General features: G+C 62.2%; 13 protein-coding genes. 4 read left to right on the top strand and 9 right to left on the bottom strand.

What is annotated here, in order from left to right; genetic code table 11:
- Positions 1-167 precede the first annotated feature (167 nt).
- From NCR40_RS06660 to NCR40_RS06620, 9 genes are all read right to left on the bottom strand, one after another.
- Positions 168-629, bottom strand: a complete 462-nt coding sequence (locus NCR40_RS06660; RefSeq protein ID WP_244825211.1) for a peroxiredoxin — start codon at positions 627-629, stop codon at positions 168-170.
- Positions 630-724: 95 nt separating this feature from the next.
- Positions 725-1,621 (bottom strand): polysaccharide deacetylase family protein, encoded by an 897-nt coding sequence (locus NCR40_RS06655; RefSeq protein WP_250509040.1) that lies wholly within the window; start codon positions 1,619-1,621, stop codon positions 725-727.
- A gap of 10 nt (positions 1,622-1,631) precedes the next feature.
- Entirely contained in the window at positions 1,632-2,678 is a 1,047-nt protein-coding gene (locus NCR40_RS06650; RefSeq protein WP_244825208.1) for a bifunctional UDP-4-keto-pentose/UDP-xylose synthase, read from the bottom strand.
- Positions 2,675-3,661 carry a formyltransferase gene (locus NCR40_RS06645; RefSeq protein WP_250509039.1) on the bottom strand — a complete coding sequence of 329 codons (987 nt, stop codon included), beginning with the start codon at positions 3,659-3,661 and terminating at the stop codon, positions 2,675-2,677. The genes NCR40_RS06650 and NCR40_RS06645 overlap by 4 nt, the downstream gene beginning before the upstream one ends.
- The gene (locus NCR40_RS06640; RefSeq protein ID WP_244825206.1) at positions 3,658-4,692 is read right to left on the bottom strand and encodes a glycosyltransferase; all 1,035 of its coding nucleotides are present in this window, start codon (positions 4,690-4,692) and stop codon (positions 3,658-3,660) included. Before NCR40_RS06640 ends, NCR40_RS06645 begins: the two co-directional genes overlap by 4 nt.
- 19 nt (positions 4,693-4,711) lie before the next feature.
- Positions 4,712-5,872: a DegT/DnrJ/EryC1/StrS family aminotransferase gene (locus NCR40_RS06635; RefSeq protein ID WP_250509038.1), complete on the bottom strand. Its 1,161-nt coding sequence runs from the start codon at positions 5,870-5,872 to the stop codon at positions 4,712-4,714.
- A gap of 75 nt (positions 5,873-5,947) precedes the next feature.
- Positions 5,948-6,319 (bottom strand): SMR family transporter, encoded by a 372-nt coding sequence (locus NCR40_RS06630; RefSeq protein WP_244825204.1) that lies wholly within the window; start codon positions 6,317-6,319, stop codon positions 5,948-5,950.
- 178 nt (positions 6,320-6,497) lie between these two features.
- The gene (locus NCR40_RS06625; protein ID WP_250492356.1) at positions 6,498-8,171 is read right to left on the bottom strand and encodes a glycosyltransferase family 39 protein; all 1,674 of its coding nucleotides are present in this window, start codon (positions 8,169-8,171) and stop codon (positions 6,498-6,500) included.
- A gap of 302 nt (positions 8,172-8,473) precedes the next feature.
- Positions 8,474-8,848, bottom strand: coding sequence for an Mth938-like domain-containing protein (locus NCR40_RS06620; RefSeq protein ID WP_244825202.1), 375 nt, complete (start codon positions 8,846-8,848; stop codon positions 8,474-8,476).
- A gap of 519 nt (positions 8,849-9,367) precedes the next feature.
- Between NCR40_RS06620 and NCR40_RS06615 the strand changes: the two genes are divergently transcribed.
- The 4 genes from NCR40_RS06615 (at position 9,368) to NCR40_RS06600 (ending at position 15,190) form a co-directional block, all read left to right on the top strand.
- On the top strand, positions 9,368-10,606 hold the full coding sequence (locus NCR40_RS06615; protein WP_244825201.1) for a pyridoxal phosphate-dependent aminotransferase: 1,239 nt from the start codon (positions 9,368-9,370) through the stop codon (positions 10,604-10,606).
- A 24-nt stretch (positions 10,607-10,630) separates the two neighbouring features.
- Entirely contained in the window at positions 10,631-11,947 is a 1,317-nt protein-coding gene (locus NCR40_RS06610; protein ID WP_250464792.1) for a homoserine dehydrogenase, read from the top strand.
- A 15-nt stretch (positions 11,948-11,962) separates the two neighbouring features.
- Complete coding sequence (thrC, locus tag NCR40_RS06605) at positions 11,963-13,408, top strand: threonine synthase (protein ID WP_250509037.1); 1,446 nt, start codon at positions 11,963-11,965, stop codon at positions 13,406-13,408.
- Between the two features lie 189 nt (positions 13,409-13,597).
- Positions 13,598-15,190 carry an ABC-F family ATPase gene (locus NCR40_RS06600; protein WP_250464797.1) on the top strand — a complete coding sequence of 531 codons (1,593 nt, stop codon included), beginning with the start codon at positions 13,598-13,600 and terminating at the stop codon, positions 15,188-15,190.
- Positions 15,191-15,273: the final 83 nt, after the last annotated feature.

Below are 15,273 nucleotides of genomic sequence, written 5' to 3'. Positions count from 1 at the left end.
CGACTACCGGAACCAGCGGCTGACTTCGAGTCTGGTGCGCTGTACCGCCGTAGATGCCTCGCATAGCCCGGGCTCCTGCCGATTGCGCCTAAAGGCGTACGGCAGCTTTCGCTCGGTAGAAGGTCATGGGGTGGACAGGCGCTCATTGCGGACCAATATAGCGCGCCTCAAATTGCTTGTACAGCCTCGACGATGGCCTCGACGTGCCCCGGCACCTTGATGCCTCGAAACTCGCGGCGCAGCACGCCTTTTGCATCGAGCAGAAACGTGGAACGCTCGACGCCGCGCACTTCCTTGCCATACATCTTCTTCATTTTGATGACATCGAAAAGCGAGCAGATGGCTTCGTCGGCGTCCGATACCAGCGTGTACGGCAGCTCCAGTTTGGCCTTGAAGTTGTCGTGCGATCTCACGCTGTCGCGCGAGATGCCGACCACTTCCGCGCCAGCGGCCTGGAATTGATCGTAGTGGTCGCGAAATTGCAGGCTTTCCGTCGTGCAGCCGGGCGTGTTGTCCTTGGGATAAAAGAACAGCACGACTTTCTTGCCGCGCAGGTTCGAGAGCGTGAACTCGCCGCCGGTGGCGGGTGCGGTGAAGTCGGGAACGGGCTGATCGACTGCGACTGACACGAAGTTTCTCCTTTGTCGGCCAGGGTCGGGCGCGTAGCCCAACCTTGGCCAGATGTTGTTTATTTGAAGCAGAGGGACTAGTAAGCAGAAGCGGATCAGCCCGGCTGAACGATCAATTCGCCGGCGCGGCCAGGGATCTCGCCCCACGTGACAGGGTACGTGGGCAGGGAAGCGCGGTCCAGCGTCGCATGATAGTCGCCCATCGTGGCGAAGCTGTGTCCCTGCGCGCGCCATCCCGCCAGCAGTTGCTCGAACACCGGCGCGAGCTTCTGGCCTTCGAGTTCGGCGTGCAGCGTGAAAACCTGGTCGCGCGGATTGTTCTGCGTGTGACGCAAGAGATGCGCGGCGACGTTGGTCGTGTCGACACCATCGACGCCGAGGATTTCGTCGAGGGTCGGCAGGGTGGTCGGCATCTGAATGTGATCGAGCGTGCGGCCATTGAGCACTGGAATATACGGCGTATGGCCGCGCCCGTCGGATGCGTAGCGCATACCCCAGGCGTCGATCTGTTCGAACGCGTAGCCGTTCATCTGCCAGCCCGCCGCGCCATGCGTGACGGGCGGCGCGCCGAAAATCTCGATGAAGCGCGCATGGCTTTGCTGCATCTGCGACACGGTCCACGCCTGATCGCGCGCGCGCACGTTGTCCTGCCAGTAGACGTGATCCCAGGTATGGATGCCGCATTCGAACCCGGCTTCGTGGATGGCGCGCATTTCGGCCTTCGCCTCGCGGCCGATATCCGGCCCTGGCAGCAGTACGCCGTACATCAGCGTCTTCACACCGTAATGCTCGACGACAGACGTGCGCGACACCTTCTTTAGAAAGCCCGGCCGGAACACGCGGCGCAGCGCCCAGCCGGTGTGATCCGGCCCGAGGCTGAACAGAAACGTCGCGCGGGCGCTGCATTTGTCGAGCAATCTGCCGAGTTTGGGCACGCCTTCGCGCGTGCCGCGCAGGGTGTCGACGTCGATCTTGAGAACGATACGGGCCACGCGCCGTTCCTTAAGACTGCTCGACGAGCGCGCGAGCTTCGCCGACGAGCGTGCGATACGCTTCGAAAATCTTGCGCAGCGCGTCGTCCATGCTCGCTTCCGGCTTCCAGTCCAGTTCCTGCATGGTGTTGTCGATCTTCGGCACGCGGTTCTGCACGTCCTGATAGCCCGCGCCGTAGTACGCGCCCGACGAAGTCTCGACGAGCTGCACCTTCTTCGCGGTCTCCGCGTACTCGGGATACTCGGCGGCGAGCGCGAGCATCTTGTGCGCGAGTTCGCGCACCGAGAAGTTGTTGACCGGATTGCCGATGTTGTAGATCTTGCCCGACGCCATGCCGTCCTTGTTCTCGATGATCTTCATCAGCGCGCCGATGCCGTCGTCGATATCCGTGAACGCACGCTTTTGCGCGCCGCCATCGACGAGGCTGATGTTCTCGCCGCGCACGATGTGTCCCAGGAACTGCGTAACCACGCGCGACGAACCTTCCTTCGCGGTGTAGATGGAGTCGAGGCCCGGGCCGATCCAGTTGAACGGGCGGAACAGCGTGAAGTTGAGGCCTTCCATGCCGTAACCCCAGATCACGCGGTCCATCAACTGCTTCGAGCAGGCGTAGATCCAGCGCGGCTTGTTGATGGGGCCGTAGGAAAGCGTGGAGTTCTCCGGATCGAACTGCTCGTCGGCGCACATGCCGTACACCTCGGAGGTCGACGGAAACACGAGGTGCTTGCCGTACTTGACCGCCGACCGCACGATCGGCAGGTTGGCCTCGAAGTCCAGTTCGAACACGCGCAGCGGCTGCTTCACGTAGGTCGCGGGCGTGGCAATGGCGACGAGCGGCAGAATCACGTCGCACTTCTTGACGTGATACTCGACCCACTCCTTGTTGATGGTGATGTCGCCTTCGAAGAAATGCATCCGCTCGTGATTCGCGAGGTCGCCCAGGCGATCGGTTTGCATGTCCATCCCGAAGACTTCCCAGTCGGTCGTTTCGAGGATGCGCTTGGAAAGGTGATGGCCGATGAAGCCATTGACACCCAGGATGAGAACTTTTTTCATGAATGACGAGAGGATTGAATGATTCGGCCGAATTCGGCGGGTTCGACGGTGCGCTCCTCGCCCACGGGCTGCGCTTCGGCATTCAATGGCCGATGACGCAACTCGTGCACGGCGACGACGCGGCCATCGCCGCAGACGCCAAACAGCGCATTATCCGCCAGCGTCAGGCCGCAGGGCAAATCCCTGAGCGCGGCGAGCCGCTCGCGCGTAACGCCGGGCGCACCGGTTTCAGGAACGAGCCGCGCCCGCGCGACGATGAAGCGCTCGCCGCCCATGTCCGTGAACGCGCCGGGATAGGGCGGCGCCACCGCGCGAATCAGGTTGTAGACGCGTTGTGCGTTCGCCGTCCAGTCGATGCGGCCATCTTCCGGTTTGCGCCCGCCGTAGTAGCTGCCGGCGGCGAGATCGTTCGGCAGACGCGGCGCTTCGCCGGCAAGCAGGGCGGGCAGTACGCGCCAGAGCGTTTGCTCGGCGGCGACCACGGTTTTGTCGAAGACCTGAGCGGCGGTGTCATCCGGCAGGATAGGCACGGACGTCTGCGCGAGGATCGCGCCGGCGTCGGGCTTTTCGGCCATTTCGTGCAGCGTCGCGCCACTTTCGGTTTCGCCGTTGAGCACCGCCCAGTTGGTCGGCACGCGGCCGCGATATTTCGGCAACAGCGAGCCATGCATGTTGTACGCGCCGCGCCTGGCCAACGCGAGCAGCGTCACGGGCAGCATGTGCCGGTAGTAGAACGAGAAGATGAAATCCGGCGCGGCGTGGGCGACTGCGTCGTGCACGTCGGGCGCTTTGGGATCGGCGGGCGTGATCACGTCGATGCCATGTTCCGCCGCGACCTGCGCCACGCTGCCGAACCAGATGTTCTCGCTTGCGCTGTCCTCGTGCGTCACGACGAGCCGCACGTCGACGCCGCGCGCGAGCAGCACCTGCAGGCAGCGCACGCCGACATTGTGATAAGCGAATACGACGGCGCGCGGCTTCATCGGCCTTCGTCCTCGCGATCGGCGACCGCCAGATGGATCACTTGCTGGCGCGGCTGGCTGGCCGTTGGCAGGCCGTCGCGCTGCTCGAGAATGGTCTGCACGAGATAGCGCGGGCGCGCGCGCACTTGCTGATAAATCCGGCCGATATATTCGCCGAGCAGGCCGAGCGCGAAGATGATCACGCCGAGCATGAAAAACGTGATGGCGAAGAGCGTGAACACGCCCTGAACTTCCGCGCCGAACATGAAGCGGCGTATCAACAGCAGCAGGAACAGTCCCGCCGATCCGACCGAAAGGATCACGCCGATGAACGACAGCCATTGCAACGGCACGACCGAAAAGCCCGTCACGAGGTCGAAGTTCAGCCGGATGAGGCTATAAAGCGAGTACTTGGATTCGCCCGCGAAGCGCTCTTCGTGCGCCACGCCCACTTCGATCGGGTTCTGCGCGAAGGTGTAGGCAAGCGCTGGAATGAACGTGTTGATTTCGCCGCAGCGGTTGATCGTGTCGATGATATGCCGGCTGTACGCGCGCAACATGCAGCCCTGATCCGTCATGCGAATCTTGGTGATGCGCTCGCGCAGACGGTTCATGGCAAGCGATGCCTTTTTGCGCCACAGGCTGTCCTGCCGTTGTTCGCGAATGGTGCCGACGTAATCGTAGCCTTCACGCATCTTTTCGACGAGCTTGGCGATTTCCTCGGGCGGATTCTGCAAGTCGGCGTCGAGCGTGACGACGATCTCGCCGCGCGATTGCTCGAAGCCCGCGAGAATCGCCATGTGCTGACCATAGTTGCCGTTGAGCAGGATCACGCGCGTGGTGTCCGGACGCACGTGGAACTGCTGGGCGAGCAGCGCGGCCGACTTGTCGCGGCTGCCGTCGTTGATGAAGATCACCTCGTACGATGCGTCGAGCGCATCGAGCGCCGGATAAAGGCGCTCAAAGAGGGCGGCGAGGCCGGCTTCCTCGTTGTAGACCGGAATGACGACCGTTACCTCGGGTGCCGTCGCCGCGAAATCCGTATGACTCATGTTGCGCTGGGTGTCCTTGTTAGGCATGCAGTCTGGCGTGCTGCGCACAGATCTCGTCGATGGAAGTGACCACGTGCGCGATGTCCTCCGCGCTCATTTGCGGGAAAAGCGGCAACGTCACGTTGGATGCGCCGAAGTGCTCCGCGTGCGGGAACATGCCTTCCTTGAAGCCGCGCTCGCGATACAGCGTGAACAGATGCAGGGCCGGATAGTGCACGCCCGTGCCGATGCCGCGCTCCTTCAGCTCGCCCATGAACTGCGCGCGCGTGAGATTCAGTTGATCGAGCGGCAGCGTGACCTGAAACATGTGCCAGTTACTGTCCGTAAAGTTGCGCGGCGGCAAGCCTAGACCGAGTTTCACGGCCGCGCCGCCGTCGAAGGCATCGAAGTAAAGCTGCGCCAGTTCGCGCCGCCGTTGCGTGATGCTTTCCACCTTGCGCAGCGACCCGAGACCCACGCGCGCCGCCACATCCGTCAGGTTGTACTTGCCGCCGAGCACGTCGCAGTCCATGCCGTCGAAACCCGTGCGCGTGATGCCCTGCAGGCGATACTTCCGCGCGAGTTCGGCTTCGTCCTCGTCGTTCAAGACGAGCGCGCCGCCTTCGATCGACGTCACGTTCTTGTTCGCGTGAAAGCTGAACGAAACGAGATCGCCGAACGCGCCGATGCGCTTGCCGTTCCAGCTCGAACCGAACGCCTGCGCCGCGTCTTCGATCACGCGCAGCTTGTGGGCGCGTGCGATGGCGTAAAGCCGGTCCATATTCACCGGCAGGCCGCCCAGATACACCGGCATGATCGCCTTCGTGCGCGGCGTGATGGCGCGTTCCAGCAAGTTCAGGTCCATGTTGCGCGTGGCCGGGTCGATATCGACCAGAACCGGCGTCGCGCCGACTTCGATGATGACGTTCGCCGTCGATACCCAAGTCATCGCCGTCGTGATGACTTCGTCGCCCGCGCCGACGCCTGCAATTCGCAGGCCGATTTCCATCGTGCAGGTGCCTGAGTTGAACGCGCGCACCGGCCTGCCGCCGACGAACGCCGACAATTCCGCCTCGAACTGCTGGTTCTGCGGGCCCGTCGTGATCCAGCCGGAACGCAGCACGTCGGCGACGCCCTGAATGGTTTCTTCATCGATGTCGGGCTTGACGAAGGGCAGGAACGGCCGCGATGTCTGAGTCATGGACTATTTGCTTAAGAAAATGGAGTTGATCTGATGTATTGGCGGCACGAGTGAATTCAACGCCGGTCGCGGCGCCTAACCGCGCGCCAGCACGACCACGCCGAGCAGAATGATGCCGATGCCGATCAGCCGCTGCAGCGAGAGCACCTCGCCGAACAAATACCATGCCGCGAAGGCGTTGACGACATAGCCGAGCGAGAGCATCGGATAGGCGATCGACACATCCACGCGCGACAGGCCGACGATCCACACGCCCACGCTCAGCACATAGCAGGCAAGGCCGCCGATGATCGGCCATTGCGTCGCGATCCTGAAACCGACCGGCAGAATGTTGCTCGCCGTGAGTTCGAAGTGCCCGACGGCGTTGACGCCCGCCTTCAGCAGCAACTGCGCGCACGCGTTCAACAATACGCCGATGAGGATACAAGCGAAGGAAATCGGATTCATTGCGGATTAGTCGCGGGTTGGCGCCTGGTTGATCGTGCCGACGGTCTTGCTGGTCTCACACGATAAGGAAAAAGCCGGGCCGCCACAACGGGGTTGGCCGAACGGTCGTGCAATCCGTTTGCGCGCGTGGCACGCACTGTGTCAGACGTGATGCCGCGCGAGGTGGCAGAGTGCGCCATCACGGTTGCGGTTTCTCGACGATCACACGGCGCGCGTCGCGGGCGATGACCTGCATCGGCACATGGCGGGCGGCGAGGTCGTCGTAGCGGCCAGGCGGCATCAGCGCGAGCGCATACGGTTGCGAGTCCCAAAGCTTGACCCATTGGTCGATGCTCGGCACCCACTTCCGCGGCTCCGTCTGCACGCCGAAGGTGAGTTCGTCGGCTTCCTGCACCATGATCATCGGCTGATCGAGATAGAACGGCATGGTGTGATCGAGCTTGGCGATCGAGTAAAAGGGCGTGCCGGGCGGGAGTTTCGCCATCGCGGCTTTCACGGCTGGCACGAGCTTGACGCCCGAGCTGTCGGTGCCGAATACGTCGTGACCCGTTCCCGCGATGGTGCCGAGCAGCAGCCACGCCGCGCCCAGCCCTGCCGCGCCCGCAAGCACGTTCCGGCGATTGAGCCAGAGCGCCGTGAGCGTCACGACGAACGCCACCGCCAGTCCCGCATAAACCCATATCTGGAACGCGCGATACAGCGCATTGGGCGTATTCGCGCTGCCCGCCCGGCCGATGAAGATCGCGCCGAACGCCGCGGCGATCAGGAACACCGCATAGCCGATCAGATGCATGCGATAACGCGGCTTCGTCAGCGACGGCAGATAAAGCCCGAAGACGAGCGCGAGCGCCGGTGCAATCGGCAAGACATAGGACAGCAGCTTCGAATGCGAGGCGCTGAAGAACAGAAAAATGAACGCGGACCAGACGAGCAGCATGGTCACGGGCGCGAAGCCGTTGGGCTGGCGCGGCGTCTTGAGACCGTGGCGCACGCTCTGGAACGCGATCGACAGCCACGGCAGAAAGCCGACGATGAGCACCGGCACGAAGTAATAGAACGGTCCGGGACGGTTCTGCTCGGGCGTCAGATAGCGCTTGAACTGCTGCACGATGAAGAAGAAATTGAAGAACTCGGGGTTCTTCATCTGCACGAGCACGAACCACGGCGCGACGACGATCAGGAACACGATCAGCCCGCTGCCGATATAAAGCCGCTTCCAAAGCGCCCAGTCGCGCGCCACGAGCGAGTAGATGATCAGCACCGCGCCCGGCAGGATTACGCCGACGAGCCCCTTGGAGAGCATGGCCGCGCCCATCGCCGCCCAGCAAAGCCACATCCAGAGCCGCACCTCGCGCACGGCCAGCCCTGGGCGTTGCGCGAGCAAAAGCGCGCAGAGCGTGAGCCCCATCCAGAACGACAGGCCCATGTCGAGCGTGTTGAAGTGGCCCATCAGGTTCCAGTACGGGCAGGTCGCGAGAATCACGGCGGCCGCGAAGCCCGTCATCGCGTTGAAGACCCGCGCGCCCGTGTAGCCGACCATCAGCACGCCCGCGAAGCCGCAAAGCGCCGTATAGAACCGTGCCTGCCATTCGCCGACGCCGAACCACGCAAAGGTCAGCGCGTTCGCCCAGGTCTGCAGCGGCGGTTTCTCGAAGTATTTGTAGCCGTTGTAGCGCGGCGTGATCCAGTCGCCGGTGACGAACATTTCGCGCGCCATTTCGGCGTAGCGGCCCTCGTCGCTCGGCACGAGATGCCTGAGCCCAAGCGGCCCGAACCAGATGACGGCCAGCGCGACGACGAGAAGAATGAGTGAGAGACGCGTGAGCGGTAGCCGCGAAGGCGTATCGTTCATGAAGTCGACCTGTTCGATGCCGCCATGCGCGGCGCTTGTGAATGAGTGGCGCAACCGGCCGCGCGGGGCGCGAAGCCGTCGCTTGCGTGCAGGCTCGCATGAGCGCCGGACTGGCCGTGGCGCACGCTGTGTTACCGCCTTTCAGGTTCGGCGCAACGTTCGCCGGGCGGGAGTGTATCGCACTGCCAGGCCGGATTCGTCAAATTGGCGCACGCCGGGCGCCGAGAAGCCAGCGCGTGCGCCAAAGAGGCGCCTGTCGCCGAAGTATTGCGGCGCATCCTTAGCCGAGCCTTAGTTTCCGCTCATTCCTCGATCAGCAGTGCGGCGGCCACGCGCCGGCCTTCGGACATCAATATGTTGTAGGTGCGGCAGGCAGCGCCGATATCCATCGTTTCCACGCCGATACGATGCTTGGTCAACGCTGCCGTGAGCCGCGGATGCGGAAAGCGCAATCTGGAACCGCTGCCGAAGATGACCACTTCGGGCGCGGCTTTCACGAGTTCCTCGAAATGCTCGGGCGCGAGCGCGTCGAACGATGCCACCGGCCATTTGACGACGGGCGCCTCGGGCATGACGATCACGCTGCCCTCATGGCGTTCGAGATTGATCGCGACGAAGTCGTCTCCGTAGCTCGTGATGGTGTTGAGCGCGCCGCTGGAGTCTTGATGAAGTTTCAAAACGATGGTCCGGCAAGGAAAGGAGTAAAACCCGGCATCCGCCGTACGCGGCTGAAAAAAGCGCGAGAAGGCGGCGGAAAACGCACCAAAAGGCGCTTCGCGCCAGTGTTTGGTGCATTGCGGAACCGGGCCATAATCAGTAAATTATAACTTTCCAGCCGCGCGGACCGCTCGCGCGGCCCCCGTTGCGCTCGCGTGCCGCCACAAGCCGCCTTCGACACGCAATCCGTACCGTTACGCCTGCGCCCCTATCCGGCGCGGTGTTCCTCGCCCAGGGTTCAAAATCCCGAGAAGCGGCGGCAGTCCAGTAACATGCCGTAGTCTGCCGCAGCTCGTCGCCATCCCGCGTCACTTCGTGTCATCTCGCTTCGCGTGCGCGTTCCAGAAGCGGACACGAACCGCCGGAGCATCGACCGAAGCACCTGCTGCATCGAAACGCCGAAACGACAGAACGCCAGAACGCCAGAACGAATCCTTAAAACGAATCCACCAGACAGCCCAAACACAAGAGCCGCGCCCGTGAAACCGATTCTCAAATCCAACAAGCTGCAAAACGTCTGCTACGACATTCGCGGGCCCGTGCTCGAACACGCGAAGCGTCTCGAAGAAGAAGGGCATCGCATCATCAAGCTCAATATCGGCAATCTGGCGCCGTTCGGTTTCGAAGCGCCGGACGAGATCATTCAGGACATGATCCGCAATTTGCCGGGTTCGTCGGGCTATTCGGATTCGAAGGGCGTATTCGCCGCGCGCAAGGCGATCATGCATTACACGCAGCAAAAGGGCGTGACGGGCGTGACGCTCGACGACATTTTCATCGGCAACGGCGCGTCGGAACTTATCGTCATGGCCATGCAGGCGCTTCTGAACGATGGCGACGAGGTGTTGCTGCCCGCGCCCGACTATCCGCTCTGGACGGCCGCGGTAAGTCTTTCCGCCGGCACGCCGCGTCACTACATGTGCGACGAAGGCAATGGCTGGATGCCCGATCTCGACGACATCCGCTCGAAGATCACCGCCAACACCAAGGCGCTCGTCGTCATCAACCCAAACAATCCGACGGGCGCGCTGTATTCGGACGAACTGCTGCTCGAACTGATCGACATTGCGCGCGAACACGGCCTGATCATTTTCGCGGACGAGGTCTACGACAAGATCGTCTACGACGGCATGACGCACACGTCCATGGCCGCGCTTTCCGAGGACGTGCTAACCGTCACGTTCAACAGTCTCTCGAAGAGTTACCGTTCGTGCGGTTATCGCGCGGGCTGGATGGCCGTGTCGGGCCTCATCGAGGAAAATCGCCGTCGCGCGAAAGACTATCTCGAAGGCCTGGGCATTCTCGCGTCCATGCGCTTGTGCCCGAACGTGCCCGGCCAATACGCCATCCAGACGGCGCTCGGCGGTTATCAGAGCATCAACGACCTGATCGTGCCGGGCGGGCGGCTGTTCAAACAGCGCGAGCTCGCCTATGACATGCTCACGGCCATTCCGGGCGTCACGTGCGTGAAACCGCAGGCCGCGCTGTATATGTTCCCGAAGCTCGATCCCAAGATGTACCCGATCGAAAACGATCAGCAATTCATCACCGACCTGCTGCTCGAAGAACGCGTGCTGCTCGTGCAAGGCACGGGCTTCAACTGGCCGACGCCGGATCACTTCCGCGTGGTCTTCCTGCCGAACCTCGACGATCTGGCCGACTCGATCAACCGCATCGCGCGCTTTCTCGACGGCTATCGCAAACGTCACTCCGCTTAACTTTTCTTAGAAGACTCACGCTGTATGGAACCGATCAAAGTAGGACTGTTGGGCTTCGGCACGGTTGGCAGCGGCACCTTCACGGTGCTGCGCCGCAATCAGGAAGAAATCAGGCGCCGCGCGGGACGGGGTATCGAGATCACGCGCATTGCCGTGCGTACACCGTCGAAGGTGCAAGCGGCAGCGAACGTGGCGGTCACCGACGACTTCCTCGCCGTCGTCGACGACCCGGCGATATCCATCGTTTGCGAAATGATCGGCGGCACGGGATTCGCGCGCGAATTGGTGCTGCGCGCCATCGCCAACGGCAAGCACGTGATCACGGCGAACAAGGCACTGCTCGCGGTGCACGGCACGGAGATTTTCGAAGCCGCGCACGCGAAGGGCGTGATGGTTGCGTTCGAAGCAGCGGTGGCGGGCGGCATTCCAATCATCAAGGCGCTTCGCGAGGGCCTGAGCGCGAACCGTATCGAATACATCGCGGGCATCATCAACGGCACGACGAACTACATTCTTTCGGAGATGCGTGACCGCGGGCTGGACTTCGCGACCGCGTTGAAGGGCGCGCAAGATCTGGGTTACGCGGAGGCCGATCCCACTTTCGACATCGAAGGCGTCGACGCCGCGCACAAGGTCACGATCATGAGCGCGATCGCGTTCGGCGTGCCGGTGCAGTTCGACCGCGCGTACGTGGAAGGCATCAGCAAGCTCGCAGCCATCGACATTCGTTACGCGGAGGATCTCGGCTATCGCATCAAGCTGCTCGGCATCGCGCGGCGCACGGAGAAGGGCATCGAGTTGCGCACGCACCCCACGCTGGTGCCGGCCAAGCGTCTGCTCGCCAACGTCGAAGGCGCGATGAACGCGGTCGTCGTGCATGGCGATGCGGTCGGCACGACGCTCTACTACGGCAAGGGCGCGGGCGCGGAGCCGACGGCGTCGGCCGTGGTCGCCGATCTCGTGGATGTCACGCGTCTGCATACGGCCGACCCGGAGCATCGCGTGCCGCATCTGGCCTTCCAGCCGGGCAGTCTGGCGAACACGCCCATCCTGCCAATCGACGAAGTGACGAGCGGCTATTACTTGCGTTTGCGTGTCGCCGACGTGACGGGCGTGCTTGCCAACATCACGCGCATTCTCGCGGACAAGGGCATCTCCATCGACGCGTTGCTGCAGAAGGAATCGGAAGACGTCGGCGGCGAGCACAAGGGCGAGACGGACATCATCCTCATCACGCACGAGACGGTGGAAAAGAACGCGAACGCGGCGATCGCCCAGATCGAAGCGCTTTCCACGGTCGTCTCCAAGGTGACGAAACTGCGCATGGCAACGCTGAATTAAGCACAGGAACGCGACATGAACTACATCTCGACGCGCGGCGCCGGCTCGAACGAGCGCCACACGTTCTCGGACATCTTGCTCGGCGGTCTCGCGAAGGACGGCGGTCTGTATCTGCCGGCGGAATATCCGCGCGTTTCGGCCGATGAACTCGCGCGCTGGCGCACTCTGTCGTATGCGGATCTCGCCTTCGAAGTGCTGTCGAAATTCAGCGATGACATTCCCGCCGACGACCTGCGTTCGCTTACGCGCAAGACTTACGTCGCGCAGGTCTACAGCAACGTGCGCCACGAAGAAAGCGCCGCGCAGATCACGCCGCTGAAGACGCTGGGCATGGAGAACGGCACGCCGCTGTCGTTGCTGGAACTGTCGAATGGTCCGACGCTCGCCTTCAAAGACATGGCAATGCAACTACTCGGCAATCTCTTCGAGTACGCATTGGAAAAGCACGGCGAAACGCTCAACATTCTCGGTGCAACGTCGGGCGATACCGGCAGCGCCGCCGAATATGCCATGCGCGGCAAGACCGGCGTGCGTGTGTTCATGCTCTCGCCGCATAAAAAGATGAGTGCGTTTCAGACGGCGCAGATGTTTTCGCTGCAAGACCCGAACATCTTCAACCTCGCGGTCGAAGGCAATTTCGACCATTGCCAGGACATCGTGAAGGCCGTATCGAACGATCACGCCTACAAGGCGAAGCACAAGATCGGCACGGTCAATTCGATCAACTGGGCGCGCGTGGTCGCGCAAGTCGTGTACTACTTCAAGGGCTATTTTGCCGCGACGAAGAGCAACGACGAGCGCGTGTCGTTCACGGTGCCGTCGGGCAACTTCGGCAACGTCTGCGCGGGGCATATCGCGCGCATGATGGGTCTGCCGATCGATCAGCTCGTGGTCGCCACCAACGAAAACGACGTGCTCGACGAATTCTTCCGCACGGGCATCTATCGCGTGCGCGGCGCGGACGAGACGTATCACACGACCAGCCCGAGCATGGATATTTCGAAGGCGTCGAACTTCGAGCGTTTTGTGTACGACCTGCTCGGCCGCGACCCGGCGCGCGTGCTGCAACTGTTCCGCGACGTCGACGAGAAGGGCGGCTTCGATCTCGCGGCGAGCGGCGACTTTGCGCGGGTGAAGCAATTCGGCTTCGTGTCGGGCAAGAGCGATCACGACGACCGCGTGAACACCATTCGCGATGTGTTCGAGCGTTACGGCACGATGATCGACACGCACACCGCCGACGGCGTGAAGGTTGCTCGCGAGAACCTCAAACCCGGCGTGCCGATGATCGTGCTCGAGACCGCGCAGCCGATCAAATTCGGCGAGACCATCCGCGAGGCGTTGAACCGCGAGCCCGAGCGTCCTATCGCGTTCGTGGGACTTGAAAAACTGCCACAAAGGTTCGATATCGTTCCTGCGGATGCAGCCGTGGTGAAGGCGTTTATCGCTGAACGGACTTGAAGCGCATCCGCCGCGCGCGGATCGAGAGCGGTTGAGCGCGGGGCGCGGCCGGTTCGGCCGGCGCCCCGATGTTTTTTGATCCGCGTAATCTGCCGGAATGCCAAGGCTCATGCCGCTCCCCGCCAGAATCGCCACCAAAATCTGCTAAAATCATAGGTTTTTCGCCGTACATCATTCAAAGGACGCGCCGTGCTGTCTACCGCCAATATCACCATGCAATTCGGGCCCAAGCCCCTCTTCGAGAACATCTCGGTCAAGTTCGGCGAGGGAAACCGCTATGGCTTGATCGGCGCGAACGGCTGCGGCAAGTCGACCTTCATGAAGATCCTGGGCGGCGATCTGGAGCCGAGTTCGGGCAACGTCATGCTCGAGCCGAACGTGCGTCTGGGCAAGCTGCGTCAGGACCAGTTCGCGTATGAAGACATGCGCGTGCTCGATGTGGTCATGATGGGTCACACCGAAATGTGGGCCGCGATGACCGAGCGCGACGCGATCTACGCGAACCCCGACGCCACCGACGACGACTACATGCGCGCCGCCGACCTTGAAGCGAAGTTCGCCGAATACGACGGCTATACGGCCGAAGCGCGCGCGGGCGAATTGTTGCTTGGCATCGGCATCGATATCGCCGATCACAATGGCCCGATGAGCAACGTTGCGCCAGGCTGGAAGCTGCGCGTGCTGCTGGCGCAGGCGCTGTTCTCGAAGCCGGACGTGCTGTTGCTGGACGAGCCGACCAACAACCTGGACATCAACTCGATCCGTTGGCTGGAAGACGTGCTCAACCAGTACAACTCGACGATGATCATCATCTCGCACGATCGACACTTCCTGAACCAGGTCTGCACGCACATGGCGGACATGGATTACGGCACGCTCAAGCTCTGGCCGGGCAACTACGACGACTACATGCTGGCGAGCACGCAGGCGCGCGAGCGTCAGCAGAACGCGAACGCGAAGGCGAAGGAACGCGTGGCCGACCTGCAGGACTTCGTGCGCCGCTTCTCGGCGAACAAGTCGAAGGCGCGTCAGGCGACCAGCCGTCTCAAGATGATCGACAAGATCAAGATCGAGGAATTCAAGCCGTCGTCGCGGCAGAATCCGTTTATCCGCTTCGAGTTCGAGAAGAAGCTGCACAACATCGCGGTGGTGGCCGAGGGCATCACGAAGAAGTACGACCGCCCGATCTTTCAGAACTTCAGCCTGAGCGTGCAGCCGGGCGAGCGGATCGCCATCATCGGCGAAAACGGCGCGGGCAAGACCACGCTTCTGAAGTCTCTCAGGGGCGCGCTCGACCTGGACGGCGGCCGCGTGAAGTGGGCGGAGAACGCGAACGTCGGCTACATGCCGCAGGACACTTACGAAGAGTTTCCGAAGGACGAGACGCTGACCGACTGGGTCGACCAGTATCGTCAGGAAGGCGATGACGACCAGATGGTGCGCGGCACGCTCGGGCGCCTGCTCTTCAACGCGGACGACATCAAGAAGAACGTCAAGGTGCTGTCGGGCGGCGAGAAGGGCCGCATGATCTGGGGCAAGCTCATGCTCGGCCGCCATAACGTGCTGCTCATGGACGAGCCGACCAACCACATGGACATGGAGTCCATCGAATCGCTGCAGATTGCACTCGACAAGTTCGAAGGCACGCTGATCTTCGTGTCGCATGACCGCGAGTTCGTGAGCGGGCTGGCGAACCGGATCATCGAAGTGAAGACGGATGGCACATTGCGCGACTTCGGTGGGAATTACGAGGACTTCTTGTCGAGTCAGGGCATTCAGTAAAGCCGCAGTCGGCATTGCAAACAAAAGCCGCGCATACAGACGTATGCGCGGCTTTTTCATTGGTTATCGCGCTGGTTTTGTTG

Origin of the sequence: Caballeronia sp. GACF4, from assembly GCF_023631025.1 — a bacterium.
Classification (GTDB): Bacteria; Pseudomonadota; Gammaproteobacteria; order Burkholderiales; family Burkholderiaceae; genus Caballeronia.
The sequence above is the reverse complement of the archived record's forward strand: the minus strand, read 5'-3'. Positions and strand labels throughout refer to the sequence as shown.